Raw genomic sequence first — 23,875 nt, forward strand, 5'->3', positions numbered from 1 at the left:
ATACATCGGGGGGGTGCCTCTGGGGTGGCGGGGCCCGGGGGACGGGGTCGGGGGGGGGGGCGGGCGGTCCCGGGGGGTGGTCGGGGGCGTTGGTCGTTCTAACGACACTCGCCACTCACGACCAACCCGACCCGCGGAAGGGCGTCAGGCCTGCGGCTCGCGGATCTGCTGCCAGATGAGGAAGTACGCCCGGTGCACAACGTGCGCGACGCGGCTCTGGGCGGGCGTCGCGCCGAAGGACGCGAAGGAGCGCCACCAGCCGGCGCGTTCCAGCGCGTGGGCCGCGAGCTCGGCGCGGGGAGCGCCCGGCTTGCCGAGCTGGGCGCCGATGTCGGCGTTGCTACCGACCCGCAGGACCTCCTCGGACAGGTCCTCGGGCATGTCGACGGCGCCGGACGCGACCAGCGTGAGCGCTTCGAGCAGCCGGAGCTGGTGTGCCTCGGGCTTGGCGAGCAGGACTTCGATCGCGTCGTGGACGCGCTGCCGTTCGGCCGGGTCGCCCGACGCGTGGGCCAGCGCGGTGACCGAAGCCAGCGCGGCGGCCGCCTTGATGCCGTCGGCGCGGGCGGCGAAGACGATGCTCAGCCGCTGGCGGACGGCTTCGAGACCGGAGGCGTCGAGCAGCTTCCGCCGCAGTGAGCCCGCGGTGATCTCCGGCTCCGCGCGGATCGCCTCGACGGCGTACCGGACGCCGAACAGGTCCAGTTTCTCCAGCAGCCGCAGCCGGGTGCCCGACGCGACGTCGCATTCCCAGCTGGTGAAGATGTCCGCCGAGATCAGCATGGTCTCGAGGATGTCGTCGTCCATCCCGGCCAGCTGGCGCAGCGCCTCGGCGTCGGGAGAGGAGAACCCGCCGGACTCGGCCGACTCCGCGATCAGCCCGATCACCGGGAGCACGTCCGCGATCCGCGGCTTCAGCGTCGCGGCCTGCTTCTCCGACAACAGCGTCGCGGCCTTCCACACGTCGCCGCCCGAGCCTTCGACCGACTCCGGCGCGATGGTGTCCGCCTTGTTGAGGACCGCGATCGCGTTGACCGGGCCCGCCTCGCGGCTCGCGGTCGCGGCGGTGAACGCGGCCAGCGCCTGCTGGTCGTCGGCGCGCACGCCCTGCGTGACGACGTAAAGCACGGCCTCGGCGCCCGCGACGGCACTGCGTGAGGTGTCGTCCAGCTCGTCCGAGCCCTCTTCGTCCTCTTCCGCGTCGTCGGGCTTGCGGTGCTTCGCCGCGCCCAGCAGCTGCTCGGTCCGCGACACCGAAGCGGCGTCGAGCGATCCGAGACCGGGGGTGTCGATGACGGTCATGCCCTGCAGTACCGCGTTGGTGAGGTAGGCCTCGATATGCGACACCTTGTCGATGTCGATGCCCAGCTCGGCCGGGATCATCCCGTCGGCGGCGAAGGGCAGCACCTGTTTGCGGCCGTCGTTGAAGACGATCTCGACGCGATCGACGGTGCCGTACTGGAACCGGGTCACCAGCCGGGTGCACTCGCCGACGTCGGTCGGCGCGACCCGGCGCCCGATCAGGGCGTTGACCAGTGTGGACTTACCCGACTTGATCCGGCCGGCGACGGCGACCTGGAGCGGCCCGCCCAGCCGTCGCAGCACCTCGGCGAACCCGGCCGCGGTACGCGCGGACACCTGCGGCTGCAGGCGGTGACAGAGATTGGCCACCGACATCGACAGCGGGCCGGCGAGACGGCCCTGCTCCGTCGCTGACGTCACGGCGCCCGCCCCCTCCCAGTCGTCGAGCGTGCCGCCCCGAATCGTGCCATGCCGCTCATCCTCGGGTCGCACCGAAGGTGGTACCGGCGACCGACGCGCGAGCGGCCCAGGCCGACATAGTGTTACCAGGTGCGACGGTTGAGCCTCTGGATGCGTGCCCACCCCATGGCGGGGGACAGTCTCATCGCCGTCGTCCTGTTGCTGACCGACCTGCTGTTCTACGTGGCGGCCGTCGAGACGCCGGAAGTCCCGATGCCGCCCTGGTACGTGGTCGTTCCGCTGGACATCGCGATGGTCGTCCCGCTGGTCTTCCGGCGAAAGGCGACACTGTGGTCGGCGTACCTGCTGCTGCTGATCGGCATCCCGCACGGGGCGCTGGAGCTGGGCGCGGCCAGCGCGTTCGCGGTGATCATCAGCATCTACTCGGTGCTGGTCTACGTGGGACGCAGGCAGGGGCTGCTGTACCTGCTGGCGACCTTCGTCATCTCCGGGATCCAGCTGTGGGTCGACCCGCCGGAGGACATCTGGGTACTGGTGATCATCGGCGTCTTCTCCGCAGCACTGTGCTGGACACTCGGCGAGTTCGCCGGCGCGAGGCGCGCCTATCACGAGGAGGTGGAAGCCAGGTTGCATCTACTTGAGACGGAACGGGACCAGGCGACCAGGATCGCCGTCGGCGAGGAACGCGGCCGGATCGCCCGCGAGCTGCACGACGTCGTCGCGCACGCGGTGAGCGTGATGGTCGTGCAGGCCGACGGCGCGGGCTACGCGGTCGACGGGAATCCCGAGATGGCGAAACGGGCCTTGCAGACGATTTCGGAGACCGGCCGCGGCGCGCTCGCCGAACTGCGGCGGCTGCTGGACGTGCTCCGCAGCGACGGTGACGACGAGCCGCGCGTGCCGCAGCCGGACGCCAGCGCGCTGACCGACCTCGCGGACCGGATCCGCCAGGCGGGGGTGCCGGTGACGCTGGCGATCGGCTCCGACGCGCTGGAAGGGCTGCCCGCCGGTGTCTCGCTCGGCGTGTACCGGATCGTGCAGGAGTCCCTGACGAACACGCTGAAGCACGCCGGTCAGGGCGCGCAGGCGGAGGTGCTGGTGCGCCGGGAGAAGGACGTGATCGACGTCCGGGTCACCGACGACGGCGCCGGCCGCGCGAAACAACTGGTACCCGCCGCCACGAAGGCGGGTTCGTCCGCCGCGCCGTCGGGACCTCGGAAACTCGCCGTCCCCGGCGGGAACGGATTGATCGGAATGAGGGAACGGGCGAACGTCTTCGGCGGCACGCTGGAGGTCGGGCCCGCTCCCGGTGGAGGGTGGCAGGTGCACGCGAGGCTCCCGGTTAGGTTGGCGACGTGATACGGGTGGTGGTCGTCGACGACCAGGAATTGATGCGCGTCGGGTTCCGGATGGTCCTGGGCGCGCAGGCGGACATCGACGTCGTCGGCGAGGCGGGTGACGGTGCGCAGGCCATCCGTCTCGCCGAGGAACTGCGGCCCGACGTCGTGCTGATGGACGTCCGGATGCCGGTGCTGGACGGGGTCGAGGCGACGAAGCGGATCGTCGAGGCCGGGACGGCGCGGGTGCTCGTGATGACGACGTTCGACCTGGACGAGTACGTCTATTCGGCGCTGCAGGGCGGGGCGAGCGGGTTCCTGTTGAAGGACACGCAGCCGGATCACCTGGTGTCGGCGCTGCGGGCGGTCGCTTCGGGCGACGCCGTTGTCTCGCCTTCGGTGACCAGGCGGCTGCTCGACCGGTTCGTCGGCGGCGGCGGGAAGCCGTTGCGGGACGCGGCCGAGCTCGACGTCCTCACCGACCGGGAGCGGGAGGTGCTCGTGCTGATCGCGAAGGGCCTCTCGAACCTGGAGATCGCCGAGACGCTGTTCCTGTCCGAAGCGACGGTGAAGACGCATGTCGGGCGGATCCTGTCCAAGCTGGATCTGCGTGATCGGGTGCAGGCCGTGGTGCTTGCCTACGAGACCGGGCTGGCGCGTCCCGGGGTCAGCTGAAACCCGGCCGGGAAAGTGGTCATTCGGTGAGCACTTTGCGGTGGATCCTTCTTTTCAGAGCCACTACCTGAGGAGAAGGAAATGCTGCGAGGTCTCACCACCACCACGTTCTACGCCGACGACATGGCCGCCGCGATCGAGTGGTACTCGGAGCTGTTCGGGATCGAGCCGTACTTCGTCCGCAACGGTCCCGACGAGAAGCCGGCGTACGCCGAGTTCCGGATCGGCGACTACCAGCACGAGTTCGGCCTGGTCCGCGGCGACTACCGGTCGCCGCTGGCCCAGCCCGGCCCTGGTGGGGCCATCGCGAACTGGGCCGTCGACAACGTCGAAGACGCCTTCGCGAAGCTGCTCGAAAAGGGCGCGAAGGAGTACGAGCCGATCATCGAGCGCGGGCCGGGCTTCGTGACAGCGGCCGTCGTCGACCCCTTCGGCAACGTTCTCGGCGTGATGTTCAACCAGCACTACCTGGACGTGCTGGCCGGGAAGAAGTAGGCCCCGGCCAGCACGGTCTCAGCGGTACAGGGAGTGGTCGGCCGTCTCCGGATCCTTGCCCTTGTCCCGGACTTCGGCCATCCACTTGCCGAAGTCCGGGCGTGAGCCGTCGACGTCGGTCAGGCCGTACTCGTTCATCAGCGTCCACGACGCGAGCGTCTTGCCCGCGAAACGGGAGACCTCCGGGTCGGTCGCCAGTTTCGCGACGCCCTGCCCGAGCAGCGCCGGGGTCTCCGAGATGGCGAAGTCGACCGGGGCGGCCTTGCCCACCGCGTCCCGCCAGGTCTCCTCGGTGATCCCGAAGTAGTCGAGCATCGCCTCCGACCGCAGGAAACCCGGCGTGACGGTCATGCCGACGCACTCGTATTTCTTCAGTTCGGCGCCGAGTGCCCGGCCGATCGCCCGGATGGCGGATTTCGCGAGGAAGTACGGGATCCCCGCGCCGACGTACTCGTCGTGGTCACCGTCGGTGACCTCGATGACGAGCCCGCCCTCCCGCCGGACGACCAGCGGGAGCAGCCGGTGCAACGCGATCAGGTGCGTGTCGATCGCGTTGTGCACCAGCGTGAGCGCGTCGTCGAGACTGGAGTTCCAGTACGCCCCGTCGAAGTCCGCGAACGGGTCGCCACCCCAGACGTCGTCGACCAGGACGTCGATCCGGCCGTCCACTTCGGACTCGATCCGCGCCTTCAGCGCGTCCACATCGGACACTTCGGTGAAGTCGGTGCGGACGGGGATCCCCCAGCCGCCCGCCGCGTCGACGAGCTCCGCGGTGTCCTCGATCGTCTCCGACCGCTTCATCGGCGACTGCCGGTCCCTCGTCGTGCGGCCGGTGACGAACACCGTCCAGCCGAGCCTGCCCAGCTCCACCGCGATCGCCCGGCCGCATCCTCGCGTCGCCCCCGTGACGACGGCCACTTTCCGGTCCATTCAGGACACTCCTTTCCACGCGGTCAGTACCGCGTCCACGTCTTGCCCCACCCGGTCGACGAACCTGCCCTTCGGCCGGATCGACCAGTCCAGCGCGGCCCCGTTCGCCACCCCCAGCAGCACTCGCGCCGCCCGGACGACACCCGGCGCCCCCGGCAGATCACGCGCCGCCGCCCGCATCAGCCGCCGTAGTTCCGCTTCCACGGCGGTGAAATGTTCACCCAGCAGGGCACGGAGTTCCGGATCTCCGATGTCCACTCCCAATTGCCCGAGGTGGTTCGCCGCGGTCTCCGCCGTCCCCAAGCCCTCGTAGACCACGACGACCGCCGCGCGCAGGGCCTCCACGGGATCGGCCGGCTCGCCGCAATCCCGCATCAGCCTTGCGACGGACTGCGTGTTCGACCGGCTCAAGGCCTGCAAGAGACCGTTTTTCGAACCGAACCGCTGGGCGACGGTGCCGACCGCGACGCCTGCCTCCGCCGCCACCTGGGCCAGCGTGAAACCCGGGCCGACCATGCCGATCACGGTCCCCGCCGCGGTCAGCAGCCGCTCGTCGGTGATGGTGCGAGGTCTCGCCATGTCGTTATTGAACCACGGTTCATTAACCCTGACGATTCAGGGTCACTCTCAGGGGTGTCACCGATCGCGTACGCCGCCAGGAGACGGCAAGCTACTTCTCAGGTCGGGTACCGGGTTGGCACCTCAGGATGACGCGCTCGGCCACCCACATGAACGACGATTGTTCTCGCAGTCGCCGAGGGGAGCAGACATGATCGAGGCAGCGGGCCTCACCAAGCGGTACGGCAAGACACTGGCGGTGAACAACCTGTCCTTCTCCGTCGAGGGCGGGAAGGTCACCGGATTCCTCGGCCCCAACGGGGCGGGCAAGTCGACGACCATGCGGATGATCCTCGGCCTGGACAACCCGACCTCGGGTCAGGTGCGCATCGGCGGCAAGCTCTACCGTGAGCTGAAGGAGCCGCTGCGGACGGTCGGCGCGCTGCTGGACGCCAAGTGGGTGCACCCCAACCGATCGGCGCGGGCGCATCTGCAGTGGATGGCGAAGTCCAACAAGATCCCGGCGGGCCGGGTCGACGAGGTGCTCGAAACCGTCGGGCTCACCAGCGTCGCCGGAAAGCGCGCCGGAGGGTTCTCCCTCGGCATGTCGCAGCGGCTGGGGATCGCGGCCGCACTGCTGGGTGACCCCGAGGTCCTCCTGTTCGACGAGCCGGTCAACGGTCTCGACCCCGAGGGCATCCTCTGGATCCGGAAGTTCATGCACCGGCTGGCCGACGAAGGCCGCACGGTGTTCGTTTCCTCGCACCTTCTCTCGGAGATGGCGCTGACCGCGAGCCGGCTGGTCGTGATCGGCAAGGGACAGCTGATTTCCCAGTCCACCACCGAGGACTTCGTGTCACGGGCCGCCGAGAACACGGTCAAGGTCCGGTCGCCGCAGCTGCCGGCGCTGCGCACCGTGCTGACGCAGGCGAGCGCACAGGTCGCCGACGCCGGACAAGCGCTCATCGTGTCCGGTTTGGACAGTGACAAGATCGGCGAGATCGCCGCGGCCAACCAGATCGTGCTGCACGAGCTCAGCCCGCAGACCGGCTCCCTGGAGCAGGCCTTCATGCAGATCACCGGCGATTCGGTCGAGTACCACACCGGTCTCGAAACCGAAGCCGCCGAAGTGGTCGCCGCCGCCCAGTAGCCGTTCACTCTCTCGAGGAAAGAAAAGCCATGACTCTGCTCGCCGTGGAACGCATCAAGCTGTTCACCACACGCTCACCCTGGTGGTGTGCGCTGATGGCCCTCGCGGTCGTGATCGGCTTCGCCGCCATCTTCGCCGGGGCCTTGCCCGCAGGCGATTTCACCGACGTCTCGAACACCCAGTTCGGCTACACCTTCGGCATGACCGTGATCATGGTGCTGGCGGCGCTTTCGGTGACCACCGAATACCGCTTCGGCACCATCCGCACCACCTTCCAGGCCATACCGAACCGCAAGTCGGCGCTGCTGGCGAAGACCGCCGTCGTCGCGCTGCTCTCGCTCGTCATCGGCGAGGTCGCCGCGTTCGCCGCCTGGGGACTCGCCTCGGCCATGCGGCCGGAAGACCTCATGCTGAACACCGCCACGGAGTGGCTCACCGTCGCCGGGGTCGGTGTGGTGTTCGCGCTCGCCTCCGTGATCGCGGTCGCCGTCGGCATCCTGATCCGGCAGAGCGCCGGCGCGATCTCGCTCCTGCTGATCTACACCCTCGCGGTGGAGAACCTGATCCGGCTCATCCCGAAGATCGGCCAGGACGTCTACGACTGGCTGCCGTTCCACGTCGCCGACCGGTTCATCACCGGTTCGGGTCCCGCCGTCGCGGACGCGCCGTTGAGCCAAGGCGGGTCGCTGGCCTACTTCGCCGGTTTCGCGCTTGTGATGCTGATCATCTCGCTGGTAGTCGCCGAAAAGCGCGACGCGTAGGAAACTTCCACAGGGGAGAAGCCGGACGTTCGCTCGGGGGAGCTGGGCGTCCGGACGGGGAGAAAAAGGGGAACAAGGACCGAGCCGCCTGTCGGGGGGCAGCTCGGTCCTTTCCTCGTTGATACTGTCGGAAACCACCGGAGGGAGGGCCGATGATCGAGGCCACCGGACTCACGAAGCGTTACGGCGACAAGCTCGCCGTGGATGATCTTTCCTTCGTCGCCGAAGCCGGCCGGGTGACCGGGTTCCTCGGCCCCAACGGGGCGGGCAAATCCACCACCATGCGGATGATGCTCGGGCTCGACAGCCCCACGTCGGGTTCGGCGACGATCGACGGCAAGGCCTACCGCGAGCTGCGTGATCCACTTCGGACGGTCGGCGGCATGATCGACGCGACCTGGCGGCACCCTGGTCGCACCGCCCGCGAGCACCTCCGGTGGGTCGCCGCGACCAACGGCCTGACCGACAAGCGGGTCGACGAGGTGCTCCGGCTGGTCGGGCTGGAGCCGGTCGCGCGCAAACGGGCCGGGCAGTTCTCGCTCGGGATGTCGCAGCGGCTCGGGATCGCGACGGCGTTGCTGGGCGACCCGCGGGTGCTGCTGTTCGACGAGCCTGTCAACGGGCTCGACCCCGAGGGCATCGTGTGGATCCGGCGGCTGATGCACGCGCTCGCCGCCGAGGGCCGCACCGTGTTCGTGTCCAGCCACCTGCTGCCGGAGATGGCACAGACCGCGCAGGACCTCGTGGTGATCGGCCGGGGGAAGCTGATCTACCAGGGCACGATGGAGGACTTCGTCGGCCGTGCGAAGGGCCTCGGCGTGCGGGTCCGGAGCCCGCATCTGCCCGAACTGCGGACGGCGCTGACCGAGAAGGGCGTCGAATTCCGCGAGGAGGACGGCGCGCTCGTCGTGTCCGAAATGGACAGCGACGGCATCGGCGAGCTCGCGTTCGCCGCGGGCGCCACCCTCCACGAGCTGAAGCCGCTCACCGGCTCTCTCGAACAGGCGTACATGCAACTCACCGCCGAAGCCGTCGAGTACGGCGCCGGTGTCCCGGAGGTGACCCGATGACCGCGGCGAACATGCTCCGCGCGGAGCGGATCAAGCTGCTGAGCACGCGTGCGCCCTGGTGGTGCGCGGGAATCGCGGTCGTCCTCGCGATCGGCTACACCGCGCTGTTCTTCGGCTTCGTACCGTTGGAGGAGCAGACGACCGTCGCCACCACGCAGACGGCCAGCGCCATGGGCCGGACCGTGGTGCTCGTCCTCGCCATCCTCGCGGCGGCGACCGAGTTCAACTGGGGCACGCTGAAGCTCACCTTCCAGGCGGTGCCGTCCCGCGTGCCCGCCTTGCTGGCGAAGGGCGCCGTCGTCGGGGTGTTCTCGGGGCTGATCGGCCTGCTCGTGGGCTTCTGCTCCTGGGGAATCGCGTATCTGGTCAAACCGGCCGCCGACCTGGGCCTGGCTTCGGGCGCCGACTGGCGCGCGGTGGCGGGGCAAGGGCTGACCTTCGCGCTGACCGGTCTCCTCGGTGTCGGTCTCGGCCTGCTGTTCCGCAGCCCCGCGTTCGCCCTCGGCTTCGCGTTGGCCTGGACACAGTTGATCGAGGCGCTCGTCATCCTGATTCCGCGCGTGGGCAATGACATCTACCAGTGGATGCCGTTCGTCGCCGCGAATCAGTTCGCCGGACCGGATCTGACGGTTTCGATGCTGAAACTCCAGCCGCCCTTGGGGCCGTGGGGTTATTTGGCTTATTTCGCCGGCATCTGCGTGATTGTTTATACGGCCGGACTGATGATCACCCATCGCCGGGACGCGTGAGCTTTTACCTCGGCCAAAGGAGTTAAGTCCACGTTAAGAGCCTGTGGCTTCTCTCACAGGATGCGGACATACTGTTCCAGACCGGGCGATGCTCGGGATGAGCCTATTTTCGGCTCTCGGCCCCGGAGGTGATCCTTGACGGTGGATTCCGGTCAGGGAGTGGAACGCACGATCCCGAAAGCCCGCACGGAAAGCACGCAGCCGCGACTCGAGCCCATGCTCGACCTCGAATGGTCACAGGCGATCGAACTGCCCCGCACGGTGGCGTCGGCGACCCGGCCATCCGATATCCGTCGCGCCTGGGTGCACCGCGCACCCGAAGATCTCGTTGTCGCGCTGTACCGCGCGTCCAGTGGAATGCACGGCGAAATCCCCGCGCCATGGTGGCTTCGCGCCATCGTGGAAGGCAGACTCGAATCGCGGGAACTCGGTTTCCGCATCGAAGATCGCATCTCCGGTCTGCTCGGCAGGCGGCCCGGCTGGGAATTCGTCCCGTGGGCCGCGGACGGAGAATCCGGATACTGGGAGTTCATGCCTTCCGAACGCGGGGCTTCCGGGCATTCGATCCCGACCACGGTGCTGAACACCAGCCGCCACGACGGCTGGATCGACCTTCTCCCCGCCCATTCCAGCTCGACGCCGGCACCGATCGCCGTCGCCGGATTCGCGGGACTGCGCTCGCGGCTGGGGGAGTTCGAAGCAGTCAGGTAGCGGAGCTGAAAGCGCGCTCCGGAACTCGACCGAAGCGAACCCGCCCCAGCCGAAGGCCCCGCTATCGCGGTGGCAGGGCGCTTGTCGACCGAAGCGACGTGGTTTACCAACGATGCGCCCTGCCGACGTGATCGCGGATGCGGGTTCACCGGCGGGCAGAGCGCCCGCGTTTAATGGGCGGGTGGAAAACGAGGACCAGCCACGGATGCGCAGCGTGGTCAGCTATGTCAACCGCGGCGGCCGGATGACCGTCGGGCAGCAGCGAGCCTGGGAAGATCTCTGGCCGTCGCTCGGCCGTACCGTCGGCGAACTGCCCGAAGGCACGGTGGATTTCGGCGACTGGTTCGGCAGGCAGGCCCCGGTCATGATGGAGATCGGCTCGGGCATGGGCGAGACCACGTCCCAGCTCGCGGCCGCCGCGCCGGAACTCAGCTACGTCGCGGTCGAGGTGTACGAGCCCGGGCTCGGCCAGCTGATGCTGCGCGCGGAGAAGCTCGGGGTGAAGAACCTGCGGCTGATGCACGGCGACGCCGTCGTGCTGCTGACGTCGCACGTCGAGCCGGGTTCGCTGTCCGGTGTCCGGCTGTTCTTCCCGGACCCGTGGCCGAAGAAGCGGCACCACAAGCGGCGGATCGTGCAGCCGGAGTTCGTCTCGCTGGTGGCGTCGCGGCTCGCGCCGGGCGGGACCTTCCACATGGCGACCGACTGGGAGAACTACGCGGAGCAGATGATGGAGGTCTGCTCGGCCGAACCGCTCCTGCGCAACCGGCACGCCGACGAGCCGGGCGGCTGGGCGCCGCGTCCGGAGTGGCGCCCGGTCACGAAGTTCGAGAACCGCGCCGACGTCGAGGGCCGGATCTCGCACGACCTGATCTTCGAGCGCGTCTAGCTGCCTAGAACGCCTGAAAGGGCCGGTCAGGACGTCCCCACGTCCCTGACCGGCCCTTTCTTCACACCCCCGTGCCTTGGGATGCCCCCTGCGCATCCCCGGTGCCCGTTCGTCCATCCCCCGACAGAGGGACGACCCGGGCACCCGGCTCGTGGGTGGTTTCCACCGACTCCACCCACGAGACCTGTCCGCCCCGGCGCCATGACGCCATTCGGGCGAACCTTTTATTCGTCGGCCAACGGCTCCGACTGCACCCGCTTGAGCGCCGGGGTCGAGACGGATGCCCCGAGCAACGCCACCCCGATTCCCAGCACCACGGGCGCCAGCAGCCACGGGCTCAGCACGACACCGTCCTTTTCGACCATGCTGTAGAGCCCCACGCCGACTCCGATCCCGACCGCACCCGCGCCGATGGTGGCCACCATCGCGGGCAGGGCCGCTTCCATCCGCAGCGCCCTCGCCAGCACCCGGACCGGTGTACCGGCCGCGATGAGTGCCCCGAAGGTGCGACGGCGGTCCATGACCGAACCGGCTGTCGCCACGGCCGCGCTGCAGCCGGCGAGCACCCCGGCGGCGATCAGGCCGATCACGGTCACCCGGCGCAGGTCGCCGAGTTCCTGCTGCTGGCCGATCAGGTGCAGGCCGCGGCTGACGACTTCCTGTCCGGGAGCCGCTCCGACCAGCGCTGTCCGCACGACCTCGCCGTTCGCCGGTGCCGTCGGCACGACCACGTCGTAGCGCTCCGGCGTGACCCCCGCGGGCACCAGGGCCGGATCGATGACGATCGTGCCGTAGGTGTCCTCGTCACTGGACGGGAAGAGGTGCACCGGAGTCTTCGCGTCCAGCGGCGTACCGGCCTTGTCGTAGTTCGACGCCACGCTGTAGGCTGGCGGGTCGAGCTGGGTCCGGCTGTAGATCGCGGGACCCGGCTGACAGGTGCCCTCGATGTTCACCCGCAGCAGTTTCGTGGCGTCCTCGCAGGTCATCACGAAGGCGCGGCTCGTCGTCTGGTTGCGGGTCCCCGTCTCGCCGGTGGTCAGGTAGACCTGGCCGAGGGCGATCGCCTTCTCGGTGACCCCGTTGCGGGCGAGGGACGAGTTGGTCTTGTCGGCGATCTGCTGCGCCTGGGTCACGTCGGACTCGGCGTAGAGGACGTTGTCCTTGAAGGTCCGTCCGCCGCCCGCCATCGACTCGAACGTCGGCAGCAGCGTGAGCGCCATCGAGCCGGTGAACACCGCGAGCACGACACCCGCCGTGGCCCGGTACGCGCTCTTCGGGTCGTCGCGGAGCCTGCGTCCGGCCAGGAGCGAGGCCGGTTTGCGCCAGATCCGGACGAACGTGCCGCCCACCGCCGAGGTGACCCACGGTCCGACGATCGCGGCCGACCCGACCAGCAGGAAGAGGCCGAACATCACCATCGGCAGGCTGCCGTTGTCCTGGCTGACCGCGACCAGGAAGAAGGCGCCGGCCACGGGGACCGCGAGCAGCCGCCACCAGTGCAGCGGTTTGCGGGCGTGGGCCGAAGCCGCGAACAACGGCGTCTTCAGGACGCGGCGGATGCCGAGGATCCCGGCGAAGACGACCAGCAGCGGGATCGTGATGGCGACCGCGACGGTCGAGACGATCGGAAGACTGAAGTCCGACGCGAGCCACGTCCCGCCAGCCCAGGGGACGAACGTCGAGAGGCCTTGGAGCGCCGGTGCCACGAGAATGCCCAGCAAGGCGCCGACCACCGCGGACAACGCCGTCTCGGCGGCGACGATCTTCATCACCTGACTCGGGGTCGCCCCTGCCAGCCGCAGCGCCGCCATCCGCACTTCGCGCCGGGCGGCGGTGAGCCGGGCCGAGGACGCGACGAGCACCAGGCTCGGCACGAGCAGGACGATCACCCCGACCCAGGCGAGCAGCAGGAGCATCGGGTCGGGCTTCGCTTCCCGGTTGGGGAAGCCGTCCGCGGCGAGCGCGGACTTCGGCATCGACTCCGGGGTGTGGCCGACGACGGCGACCAGCTGCTCCGGATACATCAGCGAATCGGGCCCGAGCGCGTCGACGAGTTTGCCGAACCGCTCCCCGAGCTGGGCCTGCGGCGCCGACTGGATCAGTTTGCCGAGTTCGGGCGAAACGATCGCCTCGCCGGGAGCGGGCAGCTTCGGGATGCCCGGCGGCAGGCTGAGCATCGGCGCGGTGCCGGTCTGGGCGATGTCGACGCGGATGATCTCGCGATCACCCGAGTAGTCCTTGTTCGCCGCCATCAGCAGCGGCGCCGGACGCTGGGTCTGCCCCGAATCGGCGTAGTAGCTGTGGATGTCCTGCCACATCGCCCGCTGCGAACGGGCCTGCGTGGCGCCCGGCAGCGAGGCCAGCAGGAGCACCAGACTGGTCGCGACGGCGACCCCGACCGCGGTGAGGATGGCCGACGTGCGGGTCCGGCGGTCGACCCGGAGCACCCGCATGGCCAGCTGGAAGCTGTTCATCAGGCAGCCAGCCTCGTCGCGATCAGGCCGTCGCGGATGGAGACGGTGCGCGGCATGGCTTCGGCGAGTTCACGGTCGTGCGTCACGACGATCACCGCGGCGCCACTGTCTGCGGCCGCCGAGAGCAGCGCGTCCATGGTGGCGCGGCCGGTGCGGGTGTCGAGCGCGCCGGTCGGCTCGTCGGCGAAGATCACCTTCGGCCGGTGCGTCAGCGCCCGTGCGATCGCGACGCGCTGCGCCTCACCGCCGGAAAGCTCACCTGGGCGGCGCTTTTCCTTGCCCGCGAGGCCGAGTTTCGCCAGCCATTCGCGGCCGGCCTCGATGGATTCCTTGCGGCCCTTGCCACTCAGCAGCGACGGCAGCGCGACGTTCTCTTCGGCGCTCAGTTCGGCGACGAGCATCCCGGACTGGAACACGAAACCGAACTCGGTGCGGCGCAGCTCGCTGCGCTTGCGCTCGTTGAGCTGGTCGACCCGCTGCCCGGCGAGGAAGATCTGCCCGGAGTCGGCGCGGAGGATCCCGGCGAGCACGTGCAGCAGGGAGGTCTTGCCCGAGCCGGAGGGCCCGACGATGGCGACCGCGTCACCCGCCTGGATGTCGATGTCGATCCCGGCCAGCGCGTGCTGCGTGCCATATCGCTTCACCAGCCCGCGTCCGGAAAGAACCGCACTGTTATCGCGCCTGCCGTGATCGTGCTGCCAGGGCGCTGCTTCGGAATTCACGTTACCTCCCATGCAAAGGCGCCCTGCCATCACGATCACGGGACCTGACGGTCAAAAAGGGGCGCGACTTCAAAAGATCAAAAGACCTCGGTCACTTCAGCCGCGATCAGCTTCTCGAATCCGCTCACTGTCCACTTCGGGCAGACGGCCAGTGCTGATCCCGCGCGCATCGGCCGATCGGCCGACCCGGCTCGGGCCGGTCGGCCAAGGTGCGGACGGCGGCGGATCCTCTACCGTCACGGTGTGACAGCAGGGCCATCCCAAAACAAGCTCTACGCACGGGCGAGCGCGCTCGTGCGCCGTATCGGCATGCCTGCGGCCGTCCTGCTGGCCGCGCTCGCGTTCGACCTGGCCTTCATCACCGACGCCGCCTTCGACGACGCCGGCCCCCGTTTCATCGACCTCCTGCTGTTCCCCGGCATCTTCGCGATGGTGTTCTGCGCGCTCTGGGCACAGAAACGGGCCGCGGTGGCCGCCGTCGCGGCTTCGGTCGTGCTGGTGGCGTACACGCTGGTCGTCCGGTATTTCGGCGTCCCGACCTATTCGAGCGTGCTCGCACACCTGTCCATCACCGAGGTGGTGGCGGGAGTGGAAATCCTGTTCTACGCCGCGCGCCGGACGCGTCCTGGCGTCGCGGTAGCCGTGATCTCCGGCCTGGTGCTGGCCACCCTGACCGCGGTGTCCGGCCGGTACAGCTACAACTATTACAGCGGCTCGGGCAGCACCATGGCGCAGGCGATGCTGTTCGGCGGCATCCTGCTGGGCGGCACGCTGGTCTTCGCGATTCCCGGGCGCGACCGCATGACGAATCCGAAAAGCTACGAGAAGCTGCAGAAGCTCAACAAGCTGGTGATGGGCCAGTGGCCGCTCATCGGCATGCTGGGCATCGCGCTGATCCTGGAATTCGGCTTCACCTACACCGGCGGGGCGCACGGCCTGCCCATCCTGGTCTGCTCGATCACCGCCGCGATCATCGCGGTCGCCGCGCCGCGCCGACCGGCCGACGCGATAGTCGCGCTCGCCGCCGTCATGCTGCTTTCCGCGATGGTCACACCGTTCCTCCGGCTCGGTTACGACTACCCGCTGCCCGGCGGCGTGCCGGGGACACAGATCGTCGCGGGGATGGGAGTGGTCGTCGCGCTGGTCCGCGCGGTCGGGCTGGCCAAGGCCATGCCACGGCTCGCGGTGCTGACCGGGGTCGTCGCGGTTTGCTCGATCCTCAACACCAAACGGCCGACTTCCAGGCTGATGACGGACCCCGACGACATCGCCGGGTACGGGATCGTCGCGCTACTGCTGCTCGGCATCTCGGTGGCCATCGGCCTGGCGCTGCGTTCGCGGGACTCGGAGCGCACGCAGGTCATCCAGTCGGCGATCAGCGACGCGCAGACGTCGGAGCGGATGGCGCTCGCACGCGAACTGCACGACGTCGTCGCCCACCACGTCACCGGGATCGTCGTGCAGGCGCAGGCGGCGAAAATGATGGGCGAGAAGAACCCGCAGGTCGCGGTCGAGGCGATGGGCCGGATCGAGGATGCCGGGGTGGAGGCGCTCGCGGCGATGCGGCGGCTCGTGCGGAGTATGCGCGGGGACGCCCCGGCCGGGAGCAGCGAATTCAGCGAGCAGGCCACCACCGATCTGGCCGCCGACCTCCGGACACTGATCGAGCGAGCGAATCACGGCGTGAAGACGTCGATGAAGCTCGAACTGCCGCCGAACGTGCCGCACGAGGTCGGGCGGTCGGCGTTGCGACTGGTGCAGGAGTCGCTGACGAACGTCGGCAAGCACGCGTCCGGCGCGAAGGAGACGCTGGTGATCGCCGAGGTGACCGGGAACGAACTGCACCTCCAGGTGACCGATGACGGACGCGAGCCCCAGCGCCGTCCGGTCGGCGGGTCGGGCGGCTACGGTCTGATCGGTATGCGCGAACGCGTCGCCCTGCTGCACGGCCGGCTGTCCGCCGGACGGGCGCCGGGCGGCGGATGGCGCGTCGAAGCGTGGCTACCACTTGAAGGAGAAGAGTGATCCGGGTACTGATCGCCGACGACCAGGACATGGTGCGGATCGGCTTCCGGATGATCCTGGACGCGCAGGACGACATCGAGGTGGTCTCCGACGTCCCGGACGGTGTCTCGGCGGTCGCGAAGGCGCGTGAACTGCGGCCGGACGTCTGCCTGCTGGACATCCGCATGCCGGGGATCGACGGGCTCGAGGTCACCAAACAACTGGCGGGCCCGGACGTCGTGGATCCGCTGAAGGTGGTGGTGGTCACGACGTTCGACCTGGACGAGTACGTGCACACCGCGCTGCGCAACGGCGCGAGCGGGTTCCTGCTGAAGGACGCCGGTCCGGCGCTGTTGATCGAAGCGGTGCGCGCGGCCGCGCGCGGGGACGCGCTGGTGTCGCCGCAGATCACCGTCCGGCTTTTGAAGCATTTCGACGGCGGCACGGTGAAACGCGAGGTCGTCCCGCCTTCGGAGCCGCTGACCGCGCGGGAGCTGGACGTGGTCAAGGCGGCGGCGAAGGGGCTGACGAACACCGAGATCGGGGCCGAGCTGTTCCTGTCGCTGTCGACGGTGAAGACGCATCTGGCGTCGGTGCAGGGCAAGGTGGGCGCACGGAACCGGGTGGAGATCGCGGCTTGGGCTTGGCGCAGCGGCGTCGTGGACTAAGCGATGCGGTTCTGTACCCGATTTGAGGCGACCAAGGTCCCTTGATCCCTTGAAGTCGCGCCCCTTTTGGCCGAAGGCCCCGCTATCTCGGCGGCAGGGCGCCCGACAAGGATCGGCGACTCGTCCGCCCAAGCCGGCGCCCTGGCGACGAGATAGCGGTCGGCGCGATGAACAACACAGTCCGTAAGCTCCGGTCATGCAACGCCGTTTCCACGCTCCTGTCGTTCTCCCCGCCGACCCCGCCTGCTCGTTGCTGCGTGACGCCGTGGTCGATGTGGACGAGGCTGGGCGTATCACCCATGTCGGTCCCGTGTCCGGGGCTCCCGAAACGTCCGCTCCCGTGACCCGGTTGAGCGGTCTTCTCCTGCCTGGTCTGGTCAACGCGCACGCGCACAGTCCGATGACGCTGTTGCGCGGGATGGGCGGCGACCTGCCGCTGCTGCGGTGGCTGACCGAGATCATCTGGCCTGCCGAGGCGAAGCTGAAGCCCGCCGACATCCGCACCGGGATGATGCTGGGCTCGGTAGAAATGCTGCGGCACGGGGTGACGACCAGCGCGGAGATGTACTTCGAAGGCGAGCAGCTCGCCGACGCGGTGCTCACCACCGGGGGCCGGGTGATCCTGGGCCCGCCGATCATGGAGCTGCCGGGGATGGACTGGCGGGCGATGCTGAAGAGCGTCGAACGCTGGATCGACACCGATGGTCTCCGGTTCGGCCCCGGCGAGCGGATCGAGGTCGGCTACGGACCGCACTCGGCGTACATGCTGAACGAAGAGGCGCTGCGGGCGACCGCGGAATCGGCGGCCGAACGTGGCGCGCTGGTGCAGATCCACGTGGCCGAGGCGGCGCTCGAAGACGTCAAGCAGCGTGAAGAGCACGGCTCGGTGCCCGCGCTGCTGGAGAAGGTCGGGATGCTGCGGGGCCGGACGCTGGCCGCGCACGCCATCCACCTGTCGGACGAGGACATCGCGCTGTTCGCGGCGCGCGGGGTCGGGATGGCGCACTGCCCCGGCTCGAACGCGAAGCTCGCTTCGGGCATCGCGCGGGTCACGGAGCTGCGGAAGGCGGGTGTCGCCATCGGGCTGGGCACGGACGGCCCGGCGTCGAACGACGACATCGACCTGTGGGAGGAACTGCAGCTCTCGGCGATGTTCGCGCGGCTCGCGACCGGCGACTCGACCGTGCTGACCGCGGGCGACGCGTTCCTGCTCGGCACCCGCGGCGGCGCGGACGCGCTGGGCCGCACCGACATCGGCGCGCTGGAACCCGGCCGGTGGGCGGACCTGGTGCACGTCGACCTCGACGACCCCGCCTTCGCCGCGGGCCTCGACGTCCCCGACGAGCAACTGCTCTCGAACCTGGTGTGGGCCGCGGGCTCACGCCGCGTCCGCGACGTGTGGGTGGCGGGCGACCAGGTCGTCGGCGACGGCGAATCCCTGCGCGTCGACCGCGCGAAAGTACAGGCCGAAGTCGCCGAAACCTCAGCGCGGCTGCGCTCTTAACTCACCTACGCAGCCCCCCACCCATCCCAGGGGGCGGCCCCGAGGCCAGTCTATCGAGAGTTGGGGGCGGGGACCGGGGGAAAGCCCAGGTCGGGGCTGGGTTGTCCACAACGGTGAGGGGCTGTGGACAACCCGGGTAGGTGCTCCGGGAGCTGTCCCCAACGCCACATTGGGGACATGCGGACGGCGCCCAGCGGGCGTGAGTCAGACCAGGCCGCGGGGCCGGAGGGTCACGTCGGTCGGGTGCGCGTCGCCGGTGGCGGAGACCGCGGCGAGGACGGCGGCCGCGACGGATTCGGGACGCAGGAAGCGTTCCGGCTCGTACGAGCGGCCCTCGTCGGCGATGATCGCCTGCTGCATTTCGGTGTCCGTGCGGCCGGGGTAGATCGACGTCACCCGCAGCGTGGACTCCTCTTCCCGCAGCGCGTCAGCGAAGGCGCGGACGGCGAATTTGCTCGCCGCGTACGGTCCCCAGCCCGGACGGGCGTTGTGCCCGGCACCCGAGTTGATCACGACGACATGGCCCTTCGCGGCACGCAGGGCGGGCAACAGCTGCCTGGTCAGCGTGACCACGGCGAGCACGTTGACCTCGAAGTTCGCCCGCCAGTCGGCGTCGGTAGCTGTCTCGACAGTGCCGAGCCGCGCGACGCCCGCCGAGTGCACCAGCACGTCCAGTTCGCCGAACTCGGCGGTCGCCGCTTCCAGCGCTTCGGCGTCGGTCAGCTCGACCGGCCACGCCCGAGCACCGGGCAGCGTGCCCGCCAGTTCACCGAGCGCGTCGGCGTCGCGGCCGCCGAGGAGCAACCGGTGGGTGGGGGCGAGCGCGCGGGCGGTCGCGGCGCCGATGCCGCGGGTGGCGCCGGTGACGAGAGCGAGAGGAAGATCAGCCATGGCCGCCACGCTAGTACGGCGGTCTCGCGTGCTCGAAAGCGTATCTCGCGTGATCAGAGACGGAACTCGCGTGATCAGAAGGCGAACTCGCGTGATCAGGGGGCGCAGACGACCGGCGGCGTCGCCACCCGCGGGAACCGTACGGAGCCGCGCGTGAACGACCCGGTGAGGTTGTCCACGAACCGGCCGGCCGTCAGCGGATCCCGCACCGACGCGCCGATCGCCACGATCTCCGGGCAGTCGAGCGCCGCTCGTGCGGCGGCGACGTCCGCGGCACGGGCAGGGCCGCCCTCGGCGATCGGAAGCCGCGCCGAATTCGCCAGTTCCCACACCGGGGGCAGCCATTTCTGGTGTCCGGGCCGCCCGTCGGGGAGCGCCGTCGAATGCGCGGCGAACGGGTTGGCGAGGCCGTAACCGTCGCGCAGCCGCATGTCGAGCGGGATCAGCAGGCCGAGCGCGCCCATGCTGTCCGCGGCGACGGTCACGTACGGCCGGTCCGTCGGGTACGCGTACCAGCGTCTGGTCGCGTAGTCCTGGATCAGCACCGCCGGCCCGTCCACCCCGTGGATGGCGTCCAGCGTCGACGGCATCAACGGATGGTCGGCGTAGTCCTCGGCCAGGATCGGATATTCGTGCCCTGTCGCTCTCGACCAGTACGACCGCTCGTCGGTGATGCCGACGGCACGCGGCTCGGCGGAGTACGGTGGACGAAGCGACCCGGCGGCCACGAACGCCCAGATCCCGACGCCCACCAGAAGCGCCGTCGTCGCCCTCGTCACCGGCAGGGCCAGCACGGGTAACAGCAGGCAGAACAGCGCCGGAAGCAGCATGCGCCCGTGCATGAAATCCCCGCCGACCCTGATCACGTACAGCGAGAGCAGCACCGCGCCGACGACCGGGACAGCGGTCAGCACCACGAACGTCTTGTCCATAGTGGACGAAACCGTGACGACCGCGGCGGCGAGCAGCACCAGCGGGAGCCAGAGCCAGTACGGCTGGACGAGGTCGACCAGGTACGCCCAACCGCGGGTCCAGTTCGCCTCTGACGCCTCCTTGACCAGGGCGGTGTTCGGCGTCAGCAGGCCGTAGTAGCCCATCCGGAATACCTGATACGCCAACGGGAGCACAGCCGCCACAGCCAGCAGGCCCACCGCGCGACGGCGTCCCGGCCACGCGAGCACGAGCAGCGCGATCAAGGCGACGGCACTGAAGAGCGCGAGATCCGGCCGTACCAACGGCCCCAGCCCGGCGATCAGGGCGACCGGCCAGGTGCGCAGCTCCTCCATTGTGGACAGACGACGGACGAGCAACCACCAGGTGCCGCCCAACCACAGGGTGATCAGGCCGGTCTCCAGCCCGGACGTCGCGAAGTCGCGGAACGGCGGCAGCGCGCAGACCACCAGCGCCCCGGCGGGCGCGAGTCCGTGGAACGCCAGCGGCTGGTAGAGCCGCCGGGCGCCGTCCAGGCCGAAGAACAGTCCGGCGACCGAGAAGACCAGTCCGGTGACCACGGAGATCCACTCCAGCGACACTTCCGGGATCAGCCCGAGGACACTCAGCGCCGCTGTCCACAAAGGACTGGTGTTGGTCTCGACCCGCTCGCCGATGTTGAACACCGGCCCGTTGCCCGCGAGGATCTGGCGGACCGTCCGCAGCACGATCAGCCCGTCGTCGCTCATCCAGCGGCGGCGCCAGGCGAGGTCGGCGTAGACCATGAGCACCAGGCCGAACCCGAACCACGTCCAGGTCGACGACCGGCGGAACCAGGCGCGCGAAGACCCGCCGGACGTGTTCTCGCCCGTGGTCGTGTTCGTCTGCGTCATGGCTCCGCCCGGCTCGGTTTTGTGGGCAGGAGATCAGGCCCACGGCCCACGAGTCAAACCGCGCGGGCGGCCAAGCAGGACTGCGGTCGCTTCCTCCCTTCCATGGTCAGCCGCGCGGTGACCTCGAATCCGGCCTGGCCCAGCAGCTCGGCGACCTTGCCGGGATCCAGCAGGTACGCGTCGTAAGTGACCGGGTGGCCGTACGCCATTTGCGGGCTCAGGCGCTCGTCGCCGACGTGGAAGCCGACCAGCAGACGGCCATCGGGCGCGAGCGTGCGGCGGAACTCCGCGAACAGCGCCGGGAGCGCCTCGGGCGGCAGATGGAAGATCGACCACCAGGCGACAAGGCCGCCCAGTTCACCGCCGGGGAGGTCGAGGGCGGTCATCGAACCGACCTCGAACCGCAGGTCAGGGTACTGACGGCGGGCGATTTCGACCATCTTCGGCGACAAGTCGACACCGGAGACGTCGACGCCGAGCGACGCCAAGTGGGCGGTGACATGACCCGGGCCGCAGCCGACGTCGGCGACCGGGCCGCGCACCTGCTCGGCGAACGCGGCCAGCATCGCGCGGCCGATCGGCTCCTGGTCGAAGAGCGAGCTGACCCGCACCGCGTAGTCCTCGGCGACGGTGTCGTAGGACTCGCGGGTGGCATCGAGATGAGAGGAGGTCACGGTGGGCGACGCTAGCGGCACCCACCGACAATTCACGCTCGTGAGTGGCTGGGACGGTTCTAACCCTTCTAGCCCCTCACGAGGCGCTGGACCGAGGCGTCACCGCCGCTTGGGTCGCTGGCAGCACGTGAAGGACTCCTTCATTGCGTCTAGCGCTGTGAAGGGGGCCTTCACGTACTTGGGGGAGGTGTGAAGGTCGAGTTTCCTCGGCTGAGCAGAGGGAAGGGGTCCTTCACGCGAGGCCGCCGTGACGGCTGGTGCGTCTGGGGCGAACGTGGCGATCGCGAAGGTAGTGAAGGCCTCCTACCGCGGCCAGAATCCGGTAGGTACCGAAGAATGCCCTGGCCCGAGCCGTCCTACCCATTCACGGGGCGATCAGGCCGGCGTCCCTGGTCAGGTCCTCCGGCGCCCCCGGCTTGGCCACCGGCGTGCACCCTGTCGCGGGGTCCGCCGCCGAGTCGGTGCCGTTGTACTGCGCCGCACCGGACCGGGTCAGTTGCCGGGAACCGGCGTCGAAACACACCTGGTACGAGCCCGGGAGCACGTTCCCGAACGAGTAGCGTCCGTCCGGCCCGGTCACGGTCGAGCCGATCTCCTTCGCGGAAGCGTCCTTCAGCGTCACCTTCACGTCCGGGACGCCGAGCTCGTCGCGGCCCTGCAGGCCGTCCTTGTCCTGGTCCAGCCACACGAAGTCGCCCAGTTTGCTCATCGGCGCGTTGAGCCCGGCGGCGAGCGTCAGGTCCTGGCGTTTCAGCGGGCCGACCGTGGTGGTCGCGGTGCAGCCTGTCGCCGAGTCGGCGTCGGAGTCCTTCGCGTCGTCGCCAGCGTCCTTCGCCGTGTAGGTGTAGCCCGCGAACTCGGGCGGAAGCGCGCTGATGTCGAAGCAGACCTGGTAGATGCCGTCTTTCAGCTTGGTGAAGCGGTACTTGCCGGCGGCGTCCGTGGTGAGCGTGCCGAGCGCCGTGCCCGAAGCGTCCTTCAGCGTCACCTTCACGCCCGGGACACCCGGCTCGCCGTCATTTTGCAGGCCGTTGCGGTCGACGTCGTTCCAGGCGAACTCCCCGATCTCGTCGATCGCGGGTGGCGGGGTGACCTTGATGGTCGTGGTCGCGGTCTTCTTCGGCACCGTGCCGCTGGAGACGGACACGGTGCTGACGTGGCCGTTGTCCGCCTCGGTGACGTTCTTGTGGTCGCAGGTGACGGTCGCGGACTTGCCGCCGTCGAGTGTCGCGATCGGCGTGGGCTGCACGTCGCAGTACGGGTCGTCGACCTTGACGCCCGTCAGCGTCGTGGTGCCGTCGTTGGTCACGGTGAACCGGTAGTTCGCGGTGGTACCCGCTTCGAGGGTGGCCGTGGCACCCCAGGCGCCACTCGCGGGATCCCGCACCTCCGCCTTCGCCGAGAACGAGGCGACCTGCAGGTGGACGCAGTCCCACATGACCCAGTTGCGGTCGGTGGCGACGAAGAACTTCACCGAGCTCGCCGACGGCGGCGCGATCGACTCCGGGAAATCCTGCCTCGCCAGTTTGCCGTCGGTCTCGACGGCGTGCGTGACCTTGAGCTTGTTCTCCAGGACGACCTTGTTCGACGCGTTGTAGAACCGCAGGCCCGTCTCCTGGACGGCGTCCGCGCGCCGGAGGTTGACGTCGTTCGTGCCTGTCCAGTCGGTCAGTGTGTAGACAGCGCCGGGCACGAACTTCATGGCCGCGTAGGCGGTGCTGACCAGCTTGTCCGGCGTCGAGATCAGCGCGTACTTGCCGCCGTCCTGCTGGTAGCCGCCCGCCGTCGACAGCCGGGGATACTTGCTCTTCGGTGTGCCGGCGGGCACCGGGGCGGCCGGGTTGAACGTGTACCCGGACGGCGGGCTGCCCTGCTCGACGCTCGGGTTCGTCGCGACGCCGCCGGTGCAGCCGGCCGGGACGACCGGAGCCTGCGCGTACGCGGGAACGGCGCCCAGCACGAGCGCCCCTGCCGTGATCACCACCAATGCCCTGTTCACAGGGCTGAAGCTAGTTATCCGTCCCCGGTTCCGTAATCGCTGAACCGTGTCGACGATCGCCCCGATCAG

Annotated in this window: 21 protein-coding genes; 12 read left to right on the top strand and 9 right to left on the bottom strand. The window is 69.3% G+C overall.

What is annotated here, in order from left to right; all coding sequences use genetic code 11:
* Positions 1–144 precede the first annotated feature (144 nt).
* Entirely contained in the window at positions 145–1,677 is a 1,533-nt protein-coding gene (locus ACZ6YV_RS03395; protein WP_465508523.1) for a dynamin family protein, read from the bottom strand.
* 195 nt (positions 1,678–1,872) lie between these two features.
* Between ACZ6YV_RS03395 and ACZ6YV_RS03400 the strand changes: the two genes are divergently transcribed.
* The 3 genes from ACZ6YV_RS03400 (at position 1,873) to ACZ6YV_RS03410 (ending at position 4,229) form a co-directional block, all read left to right on the top strand.
* Positions 1,873–3,081 carry a sensor histidine kinase gene (locus ACZ6YV_RS03400; protein ID WP_465508524.1) on the top strand — a complete coding sequence of 403 codons (1,209 nt, stop codon included), beginning with the start codon at positions 1,873–1,875 and terminating at the stop codon, positions 3,079–3,081.
* Entirely contained in the window at positions 3,078–3,734 is a 657-nt protein-coding gene (locus ACZ6YV_RS03405; RefSeq protein WP_465508105.1) for a response regulator, read from the top strand. The genes ACZ6YV_RS03400 and ACZ6YV_RS03405 overlap by 4 nt, the downstream gene beginning before the upstream one ends.
* A gap of 81 nt (positions 3,735–3,815) precedes the next feature.
* Positions 3,816–4,229, top strand: coding sequence for a VOC family protein (locus tag ACZ6YV_RS03410; RefSeq protein ID WP_465508106.1), 414 nt, complete (start codon positions 3,816–3,818; stop codon positions 4,227–4,229).
* Positions 4,230–4,247: 18 nt separating this feature from the next.
* Here the strand turns inward: ACZ6YV_RS03410 and ACZ6YV_RS03415 are convergent, their stop codons facing one another.
* Positions 4,248–5,159, bottom strand: a complete 912-nt coding sequence (locus ACZ6YV_RS03415; RefSeq protein WP_465508107.1) for an SDR family NAD(P)-dependent oxidoreductase — start codon at positions 5,157–5,159, stop codon at positions 4,248–4,250.
* A complete protein-coding gene (locus tag ACZ6YV_RS03420; protein WP_465508108.1) occupies positions 5,160–5,738 on the bottom strand; it encodes a TetR/AcrR family transcriptional regulator in 579 nt (192 codons plus the stop codon).
* 190 nt (positions 5,739–5,928) lie between these two features.
* Here ACZ6YV_RS03420 and ACZ6YV_RS03425 point away from each other — a divergent pair, with 190 nt between their 5' ends.
* The 6 genes from ACZ6YV_RS03425 to trmB all read left to right on the top strand — a co-directional run bounded on the left by ACZ6YV_RS03425 (position 5,929) and on the right by trmB (position 11,047).
* Complete coding sequence (locus ACZ6YV_RS03425) at positions 5,929–6,867, top strand: ABC transporter ATP-binding protein (protein WP_465508109.1); 939 nt, start codon at positions 5,929–5,931, stop codon at positions 6,865–6,867.
* Positions 6,868–6,896: 29 nt separating this feature from the next.
* Positions 6,897–7,628, top strand: coding sequence for an ABC transporter permease (locus tag ACZ6YV_RS03430; RefSeq protein WP_465508110.1), 732 nt, complete (start codon positions 6,897–6,899; stop codon positions 7,626–7,628).
* Between the two features lie 152 nt (positions 7,629–7,780).
* Positions 7,781–8,698 carry an ABC transporter ATP-binding protein gene (locus tag ACZ6YV_RS03435; protein ID WP_465508111.1) on the top strand — a complete coding sequence of 306 codons (918 nt, stop codon included), beginning with the start codon at positions 7,781–7,783 and terminating at the stop codon, positions 8,696–8,698.
* Entirely contained in the window at positions 8,695–9,447 is a 753-nt protein-coding gene (locus tag ACZ6YV_RS03440) for a hypothetical protein (protein ID WP_465508112.1), read from the top strand. The genes ACZ6YV_RS03435 and ACZ6YV_RS03440 overlap by 4 nt, the downstream gene beginning before the upstream one ends.
* A 159-nt stretch (positions 9,448–9,606) precedes the next feature.
* Complete coding sequence (locus ACZ6YV_RS03445; protein WP_465508525.1) at positions 9,607–10,158, top strand: hypothetical protein; 552 nt, start codon at positions 9,607–9,609, stop codon at positions 10,156–10,158.
* 205 nt (positions 10,159–10,363) lie between these two features.
* Positions 10,364–11,047, top strand: coding sequence for a tRNA (guanosine(46)-N7)-methyltransferase TrmB (trmB, locus tag ACZ6YV_RS03450; protein ID WP_465508526.1), 684 nt, complete (start codon positions 10,364–10,366; stop codon positions 11,045–11,047).
* A gap of 224 nt (positions 11,048–11,271) precedes the next feature.
* Here the strand turns inward: trmB and ACZ6YV_RS03455 are convergent, their stop codons facing one another.
* Together ACZ6YV_RS03455 and ACZ6YV_RS03460 are read right to left on the bottom strand one after the other, a co-directional pair.
* Positions 11,272–13,521 carry an FtsX-like permease family protein gene (locus tag ACZ6YV_RS03455; RefSeq protein WP_465508113.1) on the bottom strand — a complete coding sequence of 750 codons (2,250 nt, stop codon included), beginning with the start codon at positions 13,519–13,521 and terminating at the stop codon, positions 11,272–11,274.
* Positions 13,521–14,255, bottom strand: coding sequence for an ABC transporter ATP-binding protein (locus tag ACZ6YV_RS03460; RefSeq protein WP_465508114.1), 735 nt, complete (start codon positions 14,253–14,255; stop codon positions 13,521–13,523). The genes ACZ6YV_RS03455 and ACZ6YV_RS03460 overlap by 1 nt, the downstream gene beginning before the upstream one ends.
* Positions 14,256–14,486: 231 nt before the next feature.
* Here ACZ6YV_RS03460 and ACZ6YV_RS03465 point away from each other — a divergent pair, with 231 nt between their 5' ends.
* From ACZ6YV_RS03465 to ACZ6YV_RS03475, 3 genes are all read left to right on the top strand, one after another.
* Positions 14,487–16,268, top strand: a complete 1,782-nt coding sequence (locus ACZ6YV_RS03465; RefSeq protein ID WP_465508115.1) for a sensor histidine kinase — start codon at positions 14,487–14,489, stop codon at positions 16,266–16,268.
* A complete protein-coding gene (locus ACZ6YV_RS03470) occupies positions 16,265–16,915 on the top strand; it encodes a response regulator (protein ID WP_465508116.1) in 651 nt (216 codons plus the stop codon). Before ACZ6YV_RS03465 ends, ACZ6YV_RS03470 begins: the two co-directional genes overlap by 4 nt.
* 196 nt (positions 16,916–17,111) lie before the next feature.
* On the top strand, positions 17,112–18,419 hold the full coding sequence (locus tag ACZ6YV_RS03475; RefSeq protein ID WP_378238968.1) for an amidohydrolase family protein: 1,308 nt from the start codon (positions 17,112–17,114) through the stop codon (positions 18,417–18,419).
* A 204-nt stretch (positions 18,420–18,623) separates the two neighbouring features.
* Here the strand turns inward: ACZ6YV_RS03475 and ACZ6YV_RS03480 are convergent, their stop codons facing one another.
* The 4 genes from ACZ6YV_RS03480 to ACZ6YV_RS03495 form a co-directional block, all read right to left on the bottom strand.
* The gene (locus ACZ6YV_RS03480; RefSeq protein ID WP_465508117.1) at positions 18,624–19,310 is read right to left on the bottom strand and encodes an SDR family oxidoreductase; all 687 of its coding nucleotides are present in this window, start codon (positions 19,308–19,310) and stop codon (positions 18,624–18,626) included.
* Positions 19,311–19,405: 95 nt separating this feature from the next.
* Positions 19,406–21,133: an arabinofuranosyltransferase AftB family protein gene (locus tag ACZ6YV_RS03485; protein WP_465508118.1), complete on the bottom strand. Its 1,728-nt coding sequence runs from the start codon at positions 21,131–21,133 to the stop codon at positions 19,406–19,408.
* Positions 21,134–21,186: 53 nt separating this feature from the next.
* Positions 21,187–21,807 carry a class I SAM-dependent DNA methyltransferase gene (locus tag ACZ6YV_RS03490; RefSeq protein WP_465508119.1) on the bottom strand — a complete coding sequence of 207 codons (621 nt, stop codon included), beginning with the start codon at positions 21,805–21,807 and terminating at the stop codon, positions 21,187–21,189.
* 364 nt (positions 21,808–22,171) lie between these two features.
* Complete coding sequence (locus ACZ6YV_RS03495) at positions 22,172–23,806, bottom strand: DUF7850 domain-containing protein (protein WP_465508120.1); 1,635 nt, start codon at positions 23,804–23,806, stop codon at positions 22,172–22,174.
* Between the last annotated feature and the right edge of the window lie 69 nt (positions 23,807–23,875).

This window comes from Amycolatopsis sp. NPDC102522 (assembly GCF_055584485.1).

What these genes read in the sequence shown, in the direction of transcription:
- ACZ6YV_RS03485 (WP_465508118.1), bottom strand. Translation starts at nt 21,133, where the DNA reads ATGACGCAGACGAACACGACCACGGGCGAGAACACGTCCGGCGGGTCT.
- ACZ6YV_RS03440 (WP_465508112.1), top strand. Translation starts at nt 8,695, where the DNA reads ATGACCGCGGCGAACATGCTCCGCGCGGAGCGGATCAAGCTGCTGAGC.
- ACZ6YV_RS03455 (WP_465508113.1), bottom strand. Translation starts at nt 13,521, where the DNA reads ATGAACAGCTTCCAGCTGGCCATGCGGGTGCTCCGGGTCGACCGCCGG.
- trmB (WP_465508526.1), top strand. Translation starts at nt 10,364, where the DNA reads ATGCGCAGCGTGGTCAGCTATGTCAACCGCGGCGGCCGGATGACCGTC.
- ACZ6YV_RS03430 (WP_465508110.1), top strand. Translation starts at nt 6,897, where the DNA reads ATGACTCTGCTCGCCGTGGAACGCATCAAGCTGTTCACCACACGCTCA.
- ACZ6YV_RS03400 (WP_465508524.1), top strand. Translation starts at nt 1,873, where the DNA reads ATGCGTGCCCACCCCATGGCGGGGGACAGTCTCATCGCCGTCGTCCTG.
- ACZ6YV_RS03435 (WP_465508111.1), top strand. Translation starts at nt 7,781, where the DNA reads ATGATCGAGGCCACCGGACTCACGAAGCGTTACGGCGACAAGCTCGCC.
- ACZ6YV_RS03415 (WP_465508107.1), bottom strand. Translation starts at nt 5,159, where the DNA reads ATGGACCGGAAAGTGGCCGTCGTCACGGGGGCGACGCGAGGATGCGGC.
- ACZ6YV_RS03425 (WP_465508109.1), top strand. Translation starts at nt 5,929, where the DNA reads ATGATCGAGGCAGCGGGCCTCACCAAGCGGTACGGCAAGACACTGGCG.
- ACZ6YV_RS03420 (WP_465508108.1), bottom strand. Translation starts at nt 5,738, where the DNA reads ATGGCGAGACCTCGCACCATCACCGACGAGCGGCTGCTGACCGCGGCG.
- ACZ6YV_RS03410 (WP_465508106.1), top strand. Translation starts at nt 3,816, where the DNA reads ATGCTGCGAGGTCTCACCACCACCACGTTCTACGCCGACGACATGGCC.
- ACZ6YV_RS03460 (WP_465508114.1), bottom strand. Translation starts at nt 14,255, where the DNA reads ATGGGAGGTAACGTGAATTCCGAAGCAGCGCCCTGGCAGCACGATCAC.
- ACZ6YV_RS03395 (WP_465508523.1), bottom strand. Translation starts at nt 1,677, where the DNA reads ATGTCGGTGGCCAATCTCTGTCACCGCCTGCAGCCGCAGGTGTCCGCG.
- ACZ6YV_RS03475 (WP_378238968.1), top strand. Translation starts at nt 17,112, where the DNA reads ATGCAACGCCGTTTCCACGCTCCTGTCGTTCTCCCCGCCGACCCCGCC.
- ACZ6YV_RS03480 (WP_465508117.1), bottom strand. Translation starts at nt 19,310, where the DNA reads ATGGCTGATCTTCCTCTCGCTCTCGTCACCGGCGCCACCCGCGGCATC.